We start from the raw sequence: 14,071 nt of genomic DNA, 5'->3' as shown, positions 1-14,071 counted from the left end.
ACGAATCCGGAAGGGAAAAATTAGCGGGGGATTGGGGGCGCAGACCACGGTGTCATCAAGGGTTACATCAAACACCGAGAGGCTCGGCGCAGCTGTCCTATCATTGACGTAACCCATCAATTGCAACTACATTTAGTTACAGGCAAGGATCGCCGTGTCGAAAAATGAAAAGCTGCTGGCCAAACTGCTCAATGAGCAATCGGCCTTTACCTGGCCCGAACTCGTCACGCTGCTGCGGCGCCTGGGATACACGCAAATCGAAGGGGCGGGTAGCCGAGTCAGGTTCGACATAGGCGACCCCAGTGCAATGATCACCCTGCACAAGCCTCACCCCGGCAACGAACTGAAACACTACATTCGGCGCCAGATCATCGAACAATTGAAATCAGGAGAACTGATTCAGTGAACAACCAGCTGAAACACAAAGGCTACATCGGCTCCATCGAAGCCAGCATCGAAGACAACTGCCTGTTCGGAAAGCTGCTTTTCATCAAGGCCCTGGTCAGCTACGAGGGCACAACCGTCGCCGAACTGGACGCCGCCTTTTGCACCGCCGTGGACGACTACATCGAGACCTGCCAGGCCCTTGGGCAAGCACCGGAAAAGCCCTGCAAGGGTTCGTTCAACGTCCGTGTCGGCCATGACCTCCACCTGGCCGCCGCGCTTGCCGCGACCCGGCAAAAAGTCACGTTGAACGATCTCACGCGCCAGGCGCTGAACGAATTCCTGCAACATCGCGGCGCACTGGTGACCGGGTAATCACCCCAGCCGCCGATACCCCAGCACCGCCGCCCCAAGCACCACCGCACCCGCCGCCAGCGCCACCCAGAACCCGCTGGGTGCGCCGAAGCGGTCGATCATCCAGCCGGAGCTGGCAGCACCAATGGCCACGCCGATGCTCAGGCCGGTGATCAGCCAGGTCATGCCTTCGGTCAAGCGGCTGGGCGGAACGATTTGTTCCACCAGGGCCATGGACACGATCAGGGTCGGGGCGAAGAACAGGCCGGAGATGAAGATCGCAGCCGCCAACCCCGGAATATTCGTCACCAGCAACAACGGCAGCGTGGTCACGGCGGTGGCCACGCCGCAGTACAAGAACTGGCGCGGCAGCGGTGCTTTCAACTTGAACGCACCAAACGCCAGCCCGGCCAGGCACGAACCGATGGCGTATACCGACAGTACAATGCTCGCCGCGGCGGGCTGGCCCTGATGCTGGGCGAACGCGACACTGACCACATCCACCACCCCAACGATGATGCCCATGGCCATCAACAGCACCATCAGGATCAACACCGAGGGCGAGGCAATCAGCCAACGGCCGTGCTCGGCGTGATGTTCATGCACCGGTGGCTCGGTCTGGCGTTGCAGCACAAAGGCGGTCACGCCCACTGCCAGAAACAGCGCGGCAATCAACGGCCCCGCTTCGGGGAACAGCAGCACGCACAGACCCACCGAGACCGGCGGGCCAATAATGAACACCACCTCGTCGAGCACCGACTCCAGGGCAAACGCCGTTTGCAGTTTGGGCTGGCCGCGATACAGCTCGGTCCAGCGCGCCCGCACCATGGCCGACATGTTGGGCATGCAGCCGGCCAGGGCGGCAAAGACGAACAGCGTCCACGTTGGCGCCTGCACCCGGGTGCAGAGCAACAGCAGCAACAGCGCGCCGCCGCCGATGGACGCGGCCACCGGCAACACCCGGCCCTGGCCATAACGGTCCACCAACCGTGAGACCTGGGGCGCGCAAAACGCGGTGGCCAGGGCGAAGGTAGCGGTCACCGCACCGGCCAAACCGTAACCGCCGTGCACTTGCGACAGCATGGTGATCAAGCCGATCCCGGTCATGGAGATCGGCATGCGGGCCAGCATGCCCGCCAATACAAAAGCCCTGGAACCTGGCGCCTGGAACAGCTCGGCGTAGGGGTTTGCCATGGTGTGTAACCTCTTCCTGAGCGCCCTGAAACTTGCTATTCGAGGTTTTCGGGGCAAAATACATACGGTGCGTATGTGACAAATCATGCGTAACATACGCGTCGTATGTCAATCACCTATTGTGAGCCTTACCCATGAGCCGAGCCCGTGCCGACATGATCGAAGACACCCGCGCCCGCCTGATCGCCAGCGCCCGCCAGGCCTTCGCCACACAAGGCTACGCCCAGACGTCGATGGACGATTTCACCGCTCGCGCCGGCCTGACCCGGGGTGCGTTGTACCATCATTTTGGCGACAAGAAAGGCTTGCTCGCGGCAGTGGTTGCGCAGCTCGACGGTGAAATGGACGCGAGCCTGCAGCGCATCTCGGAGCAGGCGGTTGATCCTTGGGAAGGGTTTTGCGAGCGCTGTCGGATTTATTTGCGTATGGCTCAGGATCCCGAGGTCCAGCGCATCGTATTGCAGGATGCCCCGGCGGTGCTGGGCGCCACCGACCAGCAGCAATGCGTGGACTCGCTACGCCGGTTGCTCGATGACTTGATGCAGGCGGACCTAGTCGAGCAGGCGTGCAGCCAGGCGCTGGCGAGGCTGATCAATGGCAGCCTGGTAAGCGCATCGCTGTGGATCGCTCAGGATGAACACCCGGGCGAGCGGTTGGAAGAAGCCTTGCAGGGGCTGGAGTTGTTATTGCGTGGTTTGAAGCCTAATGCCGTTCGCTGAACGAGTGCGGTCGGGGTTTTCAGGATCAGATGGGGTACATATCCGTTATTCAGGTAACTCTGCTTTTCTGTGGGAGCTGGCTTGCCTGCGATGCAGACAACTCGGTACATCAGGCACACCCAGTTGATGCCATCGCAGGCAAGCCAGCTCCCACATTGAACCGTGCCCGCTTTTGATTTTGCTGTTGCTCTTCAACACTCAAGCCGNNCTTGATCTTGGGCGCCCCGTTATTGCGCTCACTTGAATCACCCACAGCACTGCCCCTAGATACGCCGCAACATCAACGCCGCCACCCCACACGCCGCCAACGCCACGCACGCCAGAAAGAACGCATCACTGTAAGCCATCAAAAACGCCTGATGACGAACACTCTGGTCCAGCAGGTTCAGCACCACCTGATGTTCCGGCAATTGATCCTGCAGCACCCCGCCACCGGGAAGCTGCTGTTGCAAGGCCGGGTCAAACAGCGTCACCGACTCGCCAATACGCGCCGAATGCACCCGCTCGCGCACCACCACCAATTGCGCCAGCAGCGCCGTGCCGACCGCGCCCCCCAGGTTGCGCAGCATCGAGAACACCGCCGACGCCGACCCCGCCTGCGCCTTGGCCAGGCCGTGCACCGCCAGCACCGACAACGCCACCATGATCAGCGGCTGGCCCATGCCGCGCACCACGATCGAGGGCACGATCACATTGCTGGCGCTGTCCGCCGACAAGTGCGCACCCATCCAGCAGCCCAAAGCCATGATCGCGAACCCCGAAGCCACCAGCATTTTGGCGCTGACCCACTTCATCAGGCGCGGCAAAAACGGCGCCATGATCAGTTGCACCAGACCATACGCGATCAGGCTCACGCCAATTTCGCTGGCGTTGTAGTGCTGCAATTGCGACAGGTAGTTGGGCACCAGGAACACCAGGCCATAGGTACTGGCGCCGAAGATAAACATCGCCACGCTGGCCACCCCAAAGTTGTAATGGCCCAACAGTCGCAGGTTGATAAAGGCGTGCGCGCCCCATAATTGCCGGGCAACGAAGCCGATCAGGCCCACCACCGCCAGCAGTGTCATCCACACGATAAAGGGCGAGCCGAACCAGTCCTTGCGCCCGCCCTCCTCCAGCACGATCTGCAACGCACCCAGGCCCAGCACCATGCAGCCGATACCCAGCCAGTCGCCCTGGCGCAGCAGGCCCAACTGCATCGGCTGGCGGTCAATGGACCAGGCCACCGCCGCCAGCAACGCGATCCCCGGGAACAGTTGCAGGTAGAAGATCCAGCGCCAGGAATACGCATCGGTCAGCCAGCCGCCAATCGACGGCCCGGCGGCCTGGGCCACACTGTTGGCCAGGCTGAACAAGGCCATGCCCAGCGGGATCTTGCTGGGCGGCAGCTCGGTGATGATCAGTTGGAATGACAAGGGAATCAGCACCGCCCCGGCCGCGCCCTGCACCACCCGGATCAGGATCATCACTTGCAGGTTGGGCGACAGCGAACACGCCACCGAGGCCACCAGGAATATCCCCGAGCCCCACAACATCACCCGGCGCAGGGAAAACACCTGCACCAGCCACGCGGTGAGGGGAATCATGATGATCTCCGCCACCAGGTAAGCGGTGGAAATCCATGACCCCTCCTCAAACGTCGCGCCCAGTGCACCTTCGATTTCCGGCAGTGCGGCGCTGGTGACGTGCACGTTCATCCCGGCCATGAAGCAGCCGAACAGCCCGCCGATCACCGCGACCCAGGCGCGAAACGGCACACGCTCTTCAGCCTCCATGGACGTGCTCCTGGCTGGCGGCAGGGCGGGTATCAACGGTGGCAATCACCGACATGCCCGGCAGCACCCGCGACTCACCGGGTTCCAGGCGAATCTTCACCGGAAACCGCTGGACGATCTTGGTGAAGTTGCCGGTGGCGTTGTCCGGCGGCAACAGCGCGAACACCGCACCGGAGCCGGGGGCGATGCTTTCCACTTTGCCGTGCCAATGTGCGCCGGCAAAACTGTCCACCGCGATTTCCACCGACTGCCCCGGCGCCATGTGCTGCAACTGGGTTTCCTTGTAGTTGGCAATCACATAGGCCTGCTCCACCGGCACCACCGCCAACAGCGGCAGGCCGGGCATCACGTATTGCTGGCGCCGGACCTTGCGCTGGCCCACCACGCCGTCAAAAGGCGCGCGGATCTCGGTGTCCTTCAACGCATTGCGGGCCAGCGCGAGGTTGGCCTGGGCCTCGCCGATGCGTGCCTGATGCTCGACGATTTGCGCCTGCGCCTGTTGCCGGCGTGCCTGCAAGACCTGCAACTGCGCCTGCTGCCGCGCGACCTGGGCGCTGGCCTGGGCCAGGGCCGCCTGGGCCTTGGCCTGGCTGGCGCTGACGGTTTCCAGGTGCTGGGCGCTGGCCACCTGTTGCGCGACCAATTCACGATAACGCTGGTAATCGAGCCGCGCGCGCCGGGCTTCGGCCTCGCCACTGCTCAGTTCCGCCCGGGCCTGGGCGATGCGTTGCTGTTGCTCGCCCATTTGCGCGTCGAGGGTTTGCACCGATGCCTGCTGTGCGCTCGCTGCTGCTTGCGCCTGTTGCAGTTGCGCCTGGGCGCTGTTCAGACGCTCGGTGAAATCCCGCTCATCGATACGCACCAGCACATCCCCGGCCTTGACCGGCTGGTTATCTTCCACCAGCACCTGGGCTACATACCCGGCAATGCGCGGGCTGATAGCGACCCAATCAGCGCGCACATAGGCATCGTCGGTTTCTTCAAGAAAACGCCCCCATTGCCACCAGTACCCGGCAAAGGCTGCCAGCCCCACCAGCGTCGCGAGGGAAGCCGTGATCACCAGGGCGCGACGATGACGTTGCATAACGGTCAGGCGAATAGGTTCAACAGCCTGGTTCATGGTTTGGCTCCATTGACAGCGACAGATAAGGGGGCGGTTGGATCGTCACGCTGCCAGCCGCCACCGAGGGCCTGGAACAGGTCGATCTGGCGGTTGATCAAGCGCAGGTCGGACTCGGCCACGCGGGCTTCAAGGCCCACCAGGCTGCGTTCGCTGTCCAGCAGTTGCAGGGCATCCAGCGCGCCGGAATGGTAGCCCCGGGAGGCCAGGTCGAAGGCGCGGCGGTTGTTGTCCAGCGCGGCGGCCAGGGCCTGCCCACGCTGCTGTTCGCCCTGGTACAGGGCCATGGCCTGCTCCACCTGCTTCAGCGCGTTGAGCACCGTACCGTCAAACCGTGCCAGGGCCTGGCGCGCTTCGGCCTGGCTCTGCCTGACCCGTGCCTGGGCGACCTGCCGGTTGGGAAAGCGCCAGGACACCAGCGGCCCGACGGAATACACCGTGGCGTAGCGGTCCCCGAGTTTGCCCAGGCTGCTGGCGGACGAACCGAGCATCGCGCCGAAGGTGATCCGCGGGTAAAGCTCGGCGCGGGACAGGCCCACCGTCAAGGTGGCTGCGCGCAATTGCCCTTCGGCGCGGCGGATGTCCGGCCGCCGTTGCACCAGTGCCCAACCCTCGCCCACCGGCAAAGGCGCCTGCAACTGCGGGGCCTGGGTACAGCTGCGTGGCGTGACCTGCTCCGGCGGCAACCCGCTGAGCACGGCCAACTCATACAGCGCGCTGCTGCGCCGGGCCGTGAACATCGGCAACGGTGCCCGGGTTTCTTCCAGCAACCCTTGCAGGCGCGCCAGGTCGAGTTGCGTGGCCGCGCCGGCCTTTTGCAGCTTCTGCGTGACCGCGACGCTCTGCTCCAGCAGCTGCACCGAGTGCGCCTGCACCTGTTCGCGCACACCATAGACGCAGGCCTGGGCATAGGCGCGGGCCGTCTGCGCGGCCACCGTCACCCGCAGCTCATCCTCCAGCGCCCGCGCCACCTGGGCATCCGCCCGTGCCGCAGCGATGCGATAACGCACCTCGCCCCACAAATCGAGGGTGTAGCTCAGGGAAAACTCAGGGGTGTGGCTCCATTCGGCACCGGCATGACGGTTAGTCGCCTGGGCCAGCGTCTGGTCATCGCGGCTGCGACCGTAGGCCAGGCCATAGTCCAGGGAAGTCGACGGCAGGCGCTCGCCGTCTGCCTGTTCCAGCTGCGCCAGCAACGCATCGACATGGGCGGCGGCGGCTTCGAGGTCTTTGTTCTGGTGCAGGGCCCGCGCCACCAGGGCGTCCAGTTGCGGGTCGCGGTACAGCTGCCACCAACGGGCGGGCAACGCCTCGGCCGACTCGGCGGAGAGCCGCGGTGCAGGCTGCGCCGTGACGGTCGACGGTTGACCGGGCACACCAGTGCACCCGGCCAGCACACTCAACAGGGCGATGGGCATCCATGGGTGAAAAGAAAGGCTGTGCATCACAAGGCTCGCTCAAGAAGGAGCCTTGCAGATTAGGCAGATGGCCTGTCCGATTCGCCCGCGTCAGGGCCATGTATCGTCGCTAAACGGACAATAGCGTTACCTGACGCAACACTAAACTCCGGGCCGAAAATGACTTGGCGGATAACCCAGCGACTTGCGAAACATCGCGCTGAACGCACTCGGGCTCTGGTAACCATGCTCCAGCGCCACCTCCAGGATCGACACGCCCTGGGCCAGCAACTTCAAGCTCAGGGCCAACCGCGCACGCTTGCGCCATTCACCGAAACTCATGCCCAACTCCCGCTGGAACACCCGGCTCAGGGTGCGGGCGCTCATGTTCAGGCTGTCGGCCCAGGATTCCAGGCTGCTGTCGTCAGAAGGGTTGCGGATGAAATGCGTGCACAGCCTGGCCAGCCGTGCTTCGCCGGGCACCGGCACGTGCATCGCCACCACCGGCGCGGCGAGCAGTTCCATGCGGATCAACTCGATCATGGCCTGCAGACGCGGGCTGTGGTGCCCGGCAATCCGGGTGGCCGCAACGATCAGCTCACGCAGCAACGCCGACACTTCAATCACCTGACAGGTGCGCCCCAGCCCCGGCTCGGCCTCGGGCATCAGAAACAGCGTGCGCATATGCACCTCGCCGGCCATGCGGATCTCATGCGGGGTGCCGGCCGGCACCCACAACGCATGCCCGGACGGCACCAGCCAACTGCCCTGGGCGGTGCTGACCACCATCACCCCGGACACGCCGTGGATCAATTGCGCCTGGGCGTGGCAATGGGGATGCACCACGTCATCGTTGCGGTAGTTGTCGGCGTAGGCTTCAAGCCACGGGCGGGGTGGGCTGTTCATCGGCTGAGGTCTCGCATCAATCAAGCGTCGATTCTAGCGAAAAGTCCTGTGGCAAAAACGATAGATATAGACAGCCATCGTCGCATTCCAGACAGCCGGTGAACTTGTGGGCCGCCCCGTCAGTCAGCTAGTTGGGCACTCTGAAAAAGGTTGGGTGGGCAATGCGCATTTCGTTGGAGCAACAAGTGGCGCTGGTGACTGGCGCCAGTTCCGGAATCGGCGCGGGGGCCGCCAAGGCCCTGGCCGAGGCCGGAGCCGCCGTGGTACTGAACTACAACGCCCAGGCGGCGCCGGCTGAAGCACTGGCGGCGCAGATCAACGCCAACGGCGGCCGGGCCATTGCGATTGGCGCCGACGTGTCGAAAGAGGCCGATGTGGAGCGCCTGTTTGCCCAGACCCTTGATGCCTTCGGGCACCTGGACATCCTGGTGGCCAACTCGGGCATGCAGAAAGACGCGGCTGCCGTGGACATGACCCTCGACGACTGGAACACCGTGATCGGCGTCAACCTCACCGGCCAGTTCCTCTGCGCCCGCGCCGCGTTGCGCATCTTCAACCGCCAGGGCATCCGCGAAGGTGTTTCCCGGGCCGCCGGGAAGATTATCCACATGAGTTCGGTGCACCAGGTGATTCCCTGGGCCGGGCACGTGAACTACGCCGCGTCCAAGGGCGGCGTGGAAATGCTGATGCGCACCCTGGCCCAGGAAGTCAGCCAGCAGCGCATCCGCATCAACGGCGTTGCGCCGGGAGCGATCCGCACGGCCATCAACCGCGCCGCCACCGAAGGCGCGGCCGAGGTGGAACTGCTCAAGTTGATTCCCTATGGCCGCGTGGGTGACGTCGAAGACGTGGCCAACGCGGTGGTGTGGCTGGCCAGTGATGCCTCCGACTACGTGGTGGGCAGCACCCTGTTCATTGATGGCGGCATGAGCCTTTATCCGGAGTTTCGTGGCAATGGTTGATCTGAAAAACGAACCACAAAGTGCCATTGATGCCCACGGCATCATCGGCGACATGCGCAGTGCAGCGCTGGTGAACGACAAAGGCAGCATCGATTTTTTCTGCTGGCCGGAGTTCGACAGCCCCTCCATCTTTTGCTCATTGCTGGACTCCCCCGCCGCCGGCATCTTCCAGCTCACGCCGGACCTGCCCGACGCCCGCCGCGAGCAGATCTACCTGCCCGACACCAACGTGCTGCAAACCCGCTGGTTGAGTAATGATGCGGTGGTGGAAATTACCGACTTCTTGACCGTCAGTGAAGAAGTCGACGACCTGCCGATCCTGATTCGCCGGGTGCGGGTGGTCAGCGGCAAAGCGAGCATCCATATGCGCTGCGCCGTGCGTCATGACTACGCCCGCGCCCAGACCCGGGCCACTCAAGATGACGGCGACGTGTTGTTTGAGGCCGCAGACCAACCCGGCCTGCGCCTGACCAGCAGCCACACCCTGCAGTTGGATGGCGACGCTGCCGTAGCATCCTTTGAACTCGGCCAGGAAGAAGGCGCCGAGTTTGTCCTCGGCGGGCTGGACGATCTCCGAGTCAAAAACGACTGCACCGACCTGTGCCTGGAGCGCACCCTGAAGTTCTGGCGCGGCTGGATTTCCCAATCCAACTACCGTGGGCGCTGGCGCGAGATGGTCAATCGTTCGGCCCTGGCCTTGAAGCTTTTGACCTCGCGCAAACACGGTGCAATCCTCGCCGCCGCCACCTTCGGCCTGCCGGAAACACCCGGCGGCGAGCGCAACTGGGACTACCGCTACACCTGGATCCGCGACGCCTCGTTCACCGTCTACGCGTTCATGCGCCTGGGGTTTATCGAGGAAGCCAACGGCTACATGCGCTGGTTGAAAGGCCGGGTGGGTGACTGCTGCGATCAGCCGATGAAAATCAACATCCTGTACGGCATCGACGGCCGCCAGGAACTGCCGGAAACCGAGCTGAGCCACCTCAGCGGCCACGGCGGCGCGCAACCGGTGCGCATCGGCAACGAGGCGTACGACCAGGTGCAACTGGATATCTACGGCGAGTTGATGGACGCGGTATACCTGGTCAACAAATACGGTGAGGCCATCTCCCACGAGGGCTGGAAACACACGGTGGAAGTAGCCGACCAGGTCTGCGAAACCTGGAACCACAAAGACGTCGGCATCTGGGAAATGCGCGGTGAGCAGCATCACTTCCTGCACTCAAGGCTGATGTGCTGGGTGGCCCTGGACCGGGCGATCCGCCTGGCGTCCAAGCGCTCGCTGCCGGCGCCGTTTGCCCGTTGGGACCAGACCCGCCAGGCGATTTATGCCGATATCTGGAGCAACTTCTGGAACGAAGAACGCGGCCACTTCGTGCAGCATATCGGCAGCACCGCGCTGGATGGTTCGATGCTGTTGATGCCACTGGTGCGCTTCGTTGCGGCGACAGACCCGCGCTGGTTGTCGACACTGGAAGCGATCCAGAAAAGTCTGGTGCGCGATGGGATGGTTTATCGCTACCGCAACGACGACAGCCAGATTGATGGGCTACAGGGCACCGAGGGCGCGTTTGCAGCGTGCTCGTTCTGGTACGTGGAATGCCTGGCCCGGGCCGGGCAAGTGGAGAAGGCGCATCTGGAGTTTGAACAGTTGCTGCGTTATGCCAACCCGCTGGGGTTGTATGCCGAAGAGTTTGATAACCAGGCACGGCATTTGGGCAATACACCGCAGGCGTTGAGCCATTTGGCGCTGATCAGCGCAGCGACGTTTCTGGACCGCAAGTTGAGCGGGGTGAAGACGGTTTGGCAGCCTTGAGCCCGAGCACAATCTGAAGGCAATTGAGTAACCTTGTGGGAGCTGGCTTGCCTGCTCCCACATAGACCGCGCCAGACTTGGAGACGAGGTGTACCCGGTGCACAATGGGTGGTCCTTCGATCTATACCAGGATGCCAATGCGCCAAGTCTTACTGATCATCGATGTACAACCCTCCTTCGCCCCGCCCGACTGGCTGGTAATCGGCATCAACGCCTTGCTGGGTCGCATGCCGTCAGTGGCCACCGTAGAGCGCCACGACGAAAGCATCACCCCGTTCGCCCGCCAACTCGGCTGGCAGCCGGCGCCCGACGACGATAGCCTGATCGCCGCCGACCATATCTTCATCAAACACGGCTACGCGCCCACGCCCGAGACCATCAGCCACCTGAAAAGCCTCGCGCCAGACCGGGTGTTGGTGTGTGGCATCCAGACTGACACCTGTGTGCTGGCGGCCGGGTTTGCGTTGTTTGATGCCGGATTACAGCCCACGCTGATCAGCGATTTGACTGTGGGTTCATCGCTGGATCGCTCGGGGAAACTGGGCGCGGATTTGTGGCGGCATCACTTCAAACACGTCATCAGCCACGCAGAGATTTAAGTCAGCCCCTCACTGTGGCGAGGGAGCTTGCTCCCGCTGGGGCGCGAAGCGGCCCTAAAAAGCTCAACGCCATCTAACTCAAAGAACACAGTCAACAAAACCTGGGGCTGCTGCGCAGCCCAACGGGAGCAAGCTCCCTCGCCACAGGGTATTTGGCAAAAAAAAAGATATGTGTAGATCGGGCCCACCGTTTACGGCACCGCTAAATATTCAAGGAAGGAATATGACCGCAATACCTGTGGCGAGGGAGCTTGCTCCCGCTGGGGCGCGAAGCGGCCCCAAAAAGCTCAACGCCATCTAACTCAAAGAACACAGTCAACAAAACCTGGGGCTGCTGCGCAGCCCAACGGGAGCAAGCTCCCTCGCCACAGGTTGTTTGGCAAACATCACAACATGTGTGTATATCGGTTTCACCATCAACGCGAAACCTTCGGCCCATGCTGAGCTGGACCGAGACCTGGCAAAGCACAGACTTAAGGAGCATGGACGCATGACCGATCTTCATCAGGAATTCGAACGCAGTCACCTCTTCCACAAGGCGCGTATTGATCGGCGCTCTGCCGACGCATTACTCGGCGTCACTGCCGGCCTGGTCGCCGACGGAAACATCAATCAGATGGAAGCAGCGTTTCTAAAGACCTGGATAGAAACCCATCTGCTCCAGTTGGAAGACCCGGTGGTAAACATTCTTTATCAGCGCCTTGCCAGCATGTTGAGTGACGGTGTTCTCGACGCGGAAGAATCCGCAGAACTGTTGGAAATGCTGCATCAGTTTTCCGGTATCTCGGTGGGGTCACCTCAACGCCCCTCTGCTGTCAGCAGCCTGCCGCTGAACAATCCGGCTCCGACACTGGAGTGGCAGGACCGGACTTTTTTGTTTACCGGTGTCATGGCGTACGGGCCTCGCAAGGAATGTGAGTTACTTGTCGTAGAACGCGGCGGCCTTATCGGTAACTCGGTGAGCAAGAAGGTTCATTTTCTCGTGGTCGGGAGCGTTGGTAATGAACAATGGCTCCATAGCTCATATGGAACGAAGATCAAAAAAGCCGTCGAGTTAAGAAATAGCGGTATTCCGATCGCTATCATCAGTGAAACCCTTTGGCAGCAGGTGTTGTTCGGTTGATGCCCATTATCTCCATCCTGATTCACGTCCCCGACTGGCGTGCCGCCACTGAGTGGTACGCCACCGCCTTCTCTGCCGCCACACGCATCTACCACGAGCCCGATGATTTCGGTCATTTGGACGTGGGCGGCGTAGCCATCGAAATCGTGAACGCCGACAACAAGGTCGCCAGCGGTGCGGCGGGGTCGGTGGTGTATTGGCGGGTGGTTAACCTGCATCACGAGGTACAGCGACTGGTCACGTTAGGCGCCACTTTGTATCGCGGCCCGATGAAAATCCAAGGCGGCGAGTGGATGTGCCAGGTGCGCGACCCTTGGGGGAACTGCATCGGCTTGCGCCAGGCCGGTCTAGACAAGTCAAACAACTGCAGCCTTTCGGACGACGTCCGGTAACCGTTTTGGTCTAACGTTCCAATACGTTCCCTCCACCCTCGGAGCCCCCATGGCCACCCTCGCCCCGCTGCTGAACATCCGCACGCCAATGCTCGATATCGCCTACGAAGCCCATGGCCCGGAAGGCGGTGAGGTGGTGATCCTGCTGCACGGCTTTCCCTATGACCCGCGCGGCTACGACGAGATCGCCCCGGTGGTCGCCGCGCGTGGCTACCGGGTGCTGGTGCCCTACCTGCGCGGCTACGGGCCGACGCGGTTTATCAACGACCAGGTGATGCGCTCCGGCCAACAAGCGGCACTGGCCAAGGATTTGCTGGATTTCATGGATGCGTTATCCATCGGAAAAGCCACGCTGGTGGGCTATGACTGGGGCGGGCGCGCCGCCTGTATCGTCGCAGCACTGTGGCCTGAACGAGTGCACGGCCTGGTGACCGGCGATGGCTACAACATTCAGGATATTGCCGCCTCGACCCGGCCCCGGGCGCCGGAAACAGAGCATCGGCTGTGGTATCAGTTTTACCTTCACACCCAACGCGGCGTCGACGGTTTAACCGCCAATCGCCGTGAGTTCTGCGAGCTATTGTGGTCGCTGTGGTCACCCTCGTGGGCAGAGGGACCCGGCCTGTACAGCAACACCGCCCACTCGTTCGACAACCCGGATTTTGTCGAGGTGGTAGTGCACTCCTACCGTCACCGCTTCATGTACGCACCGGGCGACCCGGCGCTGGAATGCATCGAGCAGGCGCTGATGCAACCGCCGCCGATTTCGGTGCCGAGTATCTCGTTGTGCGGTGCCGACGACGGCGTGGGTCCGGCCCCGGTGGAAGATGACGACCTGGAGAACTTCAGCGGGTTTTATCGGCGCGAAGTGCTGGCTGGCGTGGGCCACAACATTCCCCAGGAAGCGCCACAAGCCACCCTTGGCGCGATCTTCGAATTGCTGAGCCTCACCCACCGGCCCGCCTCCTGAGGCCGAGCCCCTACGGAATACCGCAGCCCGGTGTTCGAGACGGCGATGCGGTGCTGTGGTCGCCGCACGTCATTCCACCATGACAGGAGGAAGTAGCTTCAGGAGATACACAGGTAAAAAGCAGGATGCACCGTCAACTTATTAGTTAAGTTTCCTACGAGAGCATCAGCAATTGTAAGCACGCAACTCAAAACTCACATTCCTTAACATTTGACCCACGTTCAGGAGCCCGCTTCTTCATTTATACATGGGCTCCGACTTTTTCGATTCTACTCATACACACCTGTCTATCCCTCTCAACAAAAAAACCCCCTCTCTCAACCCAACGCACCTCCCCCACTTATAAAATATATAAAC

At 62.1% G+C, this 14,071-nt stretch carries 14 protein-coding genes; 9 read left to right on the top strand and 5 right to left on the bottom strand.

The window, feature by feature from the left end; all coding sequences use genetic code 11:
• The first annotated feature begins 154 nt into the window (after positions 1-154).
• Together HX811_RS24540 and HX811_RS24535 are read left to right on the top strand one after the other, a co-directional pair.
• Positions 155-406 (top strand): type II toxin-antitoxin system HicA family toxin, encoded by a 252-nt coding sequence (locus HX811_RS24540; RefSeq protein ID WP_063028501.1) that lies wholly within the window; start codon positions 155-157, stop codon positions 404-406.
• The gene (locus tag HX811_RS24535; RefSeq protein WP_177047743.1) at positions 403-759 is read left to right on the top strand and encodes a type II toxin-antitoxin system HicB family antitoxin; all 357 of its coding nucleotides are present in this window, start codon (positions 403-405) and stop codon (positions 757-759) included. The genes HX811_RS24540 and HX811_RS24535 overlap by 4 nt, the downstream gene beginning before the upstream one ends.
• Here the strand turns inward: HX811_RS24535 and HX811_RS24530 are convergent, their stop codons facing one another.
• Positions 760-1,932: an MFS transporter gene (locus HX811_RS24530; protein ID WP_177047742.1), complete on the bottom strand. Its 1,173-nt coding sequence runs from the start codon at positions 1,930-1,932 to the stop codon at positions 760-762. It abuts the gene before it with no gap.
• Positions 1,933-2,066: 134 nt separating this feature from the next.
• Here HX811_RS24530 and HX811_RS24525 point away from each other — a divergent pair, with 134 nt between their 5' ends.
• Entirely contained in the window at positions 2,067-2,651 is a 585-nt protein-coding gene (locus HX811_RS24525; protein ID WP_177047741.1) for a TetR/AcrR family transcriptional regulator, read from the top strand.
• Positions 2,652-2,914: 263 nt separating this feature from the next.
• Here HX811_RS24525 and HX811_RS24520 read toward each other — a convergent pair whose 3' ends face one another.
• The 4 genes from HX811_RS24520 to HX811_RS24505 form a co-directional block, all read right to left on the bottom strand.
• Entirely contained in the window at positions 2,915-4,426 is a 1,512-nt protein-coding gene (locus HX811_RS24520; RefSeq protein ID WP_177047740.1) for an MDR family MFS transporter, read from the bottom strand.
• Positions 4,416-5,546 (bottom strand): HlyD family secretion protein, encoded by a 1,131-nt coding sequence (locus HX811_RS24515; RefSeq protein WP_177047739.1) that lies wholly within the window; start codon positions 5,544-5,546, stop codon positions 4,416-4,418. The genes HX811_RS24520 and HX811_RS24515 overlap by 11 nt, the downstream gene beginning before the upstream one ends.
• Positions 5,543-6,991 (bottom strand): efflux transporter outer membrane subunit, encoded by a 1,449-nt coding sequence (locus tag HX811_RS24510; RefSeq protein WP_177047738.1) that lies wholly within the window; start codon positions 6,989-6,991, stop codon positions 5,543-5,545. The genes HX811_RS24515 and HX811_RS24510 overlap by 4 nt, the downstream gene beginning before the upstream one ends.
• Before the next feature lie 114 nt (positions 6,992-7,105).
• The gene (locus HX811_RS24505; protein WP_177047737.1) at positions 7,106-7,849 is read right to left on the bottom strand and encodes a helix-turn-helix domain-containing protein; all 744 of its coding nucleotides are present in this window, start codon (positions 7,847-7,849) and stop codon (positions 7,106-7,108) included.
• Positions 7,850-8,010: 161 nt separating this feature from the next.
• Between HX811_RS24505 and HX811_RS24500 the strand changes: the two genes are divergently transcribed.
• The 6 genes from HX811_RS24500 to HX811_RS24475 all read left to right on the top strand — a co-directional run bounded on the left by HX811_RS24500 (position 8,011) and on the right by HX811_RS24475 (position 13,714).
• The gene (locus HX811_RS24500; RefSeq protein WP_003208175.1) at positions 8,011-8,811 is read left to right on the top strand and encodes a glucose 1-dehydrogenase; all 801 of its coding nucleotides are present in this window, start codon (positions 8,011-8,013) and stop codon (positions 8,809-8,811) included.
• On the top strand, positions 8,804-10,630 hold the full coding sequence (locus tag HX811_RS24495) for a glycoside hydrolase family 15 protein (protein ID WP_087695348.1): 1,827 nt from the start codon (positions 8,804-8,806) through the stop codon (positions 10,628-10,630). Before HX811_RS24500 ends, HX811_RS24495 begins: the two co-directional genes overlap by 8 nt.
• Before the next feature lie 137 nt (positions 10,631-10,767).
• Positions 10,768-11,229 (top strand): cysteine hydrolase family protein, encoded by a 462-nt coding sequence (locus HX811_RS24490; RefSeq protein ID WP_177009189.1) that lies wholly within the window; start codon positions 10,768-10,770, stop codon positions 11,227-11,229.
• Positions 11,230-11,719: 490 nt separating this feature from the next.
• Positions 11,720-12,352, top strand: a complete 633-nt coding sequence (locus HX811_RS24485; RefSeq protein WP_177047736.1) for a BRCT domain-containing protein — start codon at positions 11,720-11,722, stop codon at positions 12,350-12,352.
• A complete protein-coding gene (locus HX811_RS24480; RefSeq protein ID WP_177047734.1) occupies positions 12,352-12,744 on the top strand; it encodes a VOC family protein in 393 nt (130 codons plus the stop codon). The genes HX811_RS24485 and HX811_RS24480 overlap by 1 nt, the downstream gene beginning before the upstream one ends.
• A gap of 49 nt (positions 12,745-12,793) precedes the next feature.
• Entirely contained in the window at positions 12,794-13,714 is a 921-nt protein-coding gene (locus HX811_RS24475; protein WP_177047732.1) for an alpha/beta fold hydrolase, read from the top strand.
• Positions 13,715-14,071 lie beyond the last annotated feature (357 nt).

Source organism: Pseudomonas sp. F8002, assembly GCF_013385495.1.
GTDB lineage: Bacteria > Pseudomonadota > Gammaproteobacteria > Pseudomonadales > Pseudomonadaceae > Aquipseudomonas.
This window is presented reverse-complemented; position numbering and strand designations above follow the sequence as displayed.

Bases quoted from the DNA above. Each gene is read 5' to 3' on its own strand.
- HX811_RS24530 (WP_177047742.1), bottom strand. From the start codon at position 1,932: ATGGCAAACCCCTACGCCGAGCTGTTCCAGGCGCCAGGTTCCAGGGCT.
- HX811_RS24525 (WP_177047741.1), top strand. From the start codon at position 2,067: ATGAGCCGAGCCCGTGCCGACATGATCGAAGACACCCGCGCCCGCCTG.
- HX811_RS24520 (WP_177047740.1), bottom strand. From the start codon at position 4,426: ATGGAGGCTGAAGAGCGTGTGCCGTTTCGCGCCTGGGTCGCGGTGATC.
- HX811_RS24515 (WP_177047739.1), bottom strand. From the start codon at position 5,546: ATGAACCAGGCTGTTGAACCTATTCGCCTGACCGTTATGCAACGTCAT.
- HX811_RS24510 (WP_177047738.1), bottom strand. From the start codon at position 6,991: ATGCACAGCCTTTCTTTTCACCCATGGATGCCCATCGCCCTGTTGAGT.
- HX811_RS24505 (WP_177047737.1), bottom strand. From the start codon at position 7,849: ATGAACAGCCCACCCCGCCCGTGGCTTGAAGCCTACGCCGACAACTAC.
- HX811_RS24500 (WP_003208175.1), top strand. From the start codon at position 8,011: ATGCGCATTTCGTTGGAGCAACAAGTGGCGCTGGTGACTGGCGCCAGT.
- HX811_RS24495 (WP_087695348.1), top strand. From the start codon at position 8,804: ATGGTTGATCTGAAAAACGAACCACAAAGTGCCATTGATGCCCACGGC.
- HX811_RS24490 (WP_177009189.1), top strand. From the start codon at position 10,768: ATGCGCCAAGTCTTACTGATCATCGATGTACAACCCTCCTTCGCCCCG.
- HX811_RS24485 (WP_177047736.1), top strand. From the start codon at position 11,720: ATGACCGATCTTCATCAGGAATTCGAACGCAGTCACCTCTTCCACAAG.
- HX811_RS24480 (WP_177047734.1), top strand. From the start codon at position 12,352: ATGCCCATTATCTCCATCCTGATTCACGTCCCCGACTGGCGTGCCGCC.
- HX811_RS24475 (WP_177047732.1), top strand. From the start codon at position 12,794: ATGGCCACCCTCGCCCCGCTGCTGAACATCCGCACGCCAATGCTCGAT.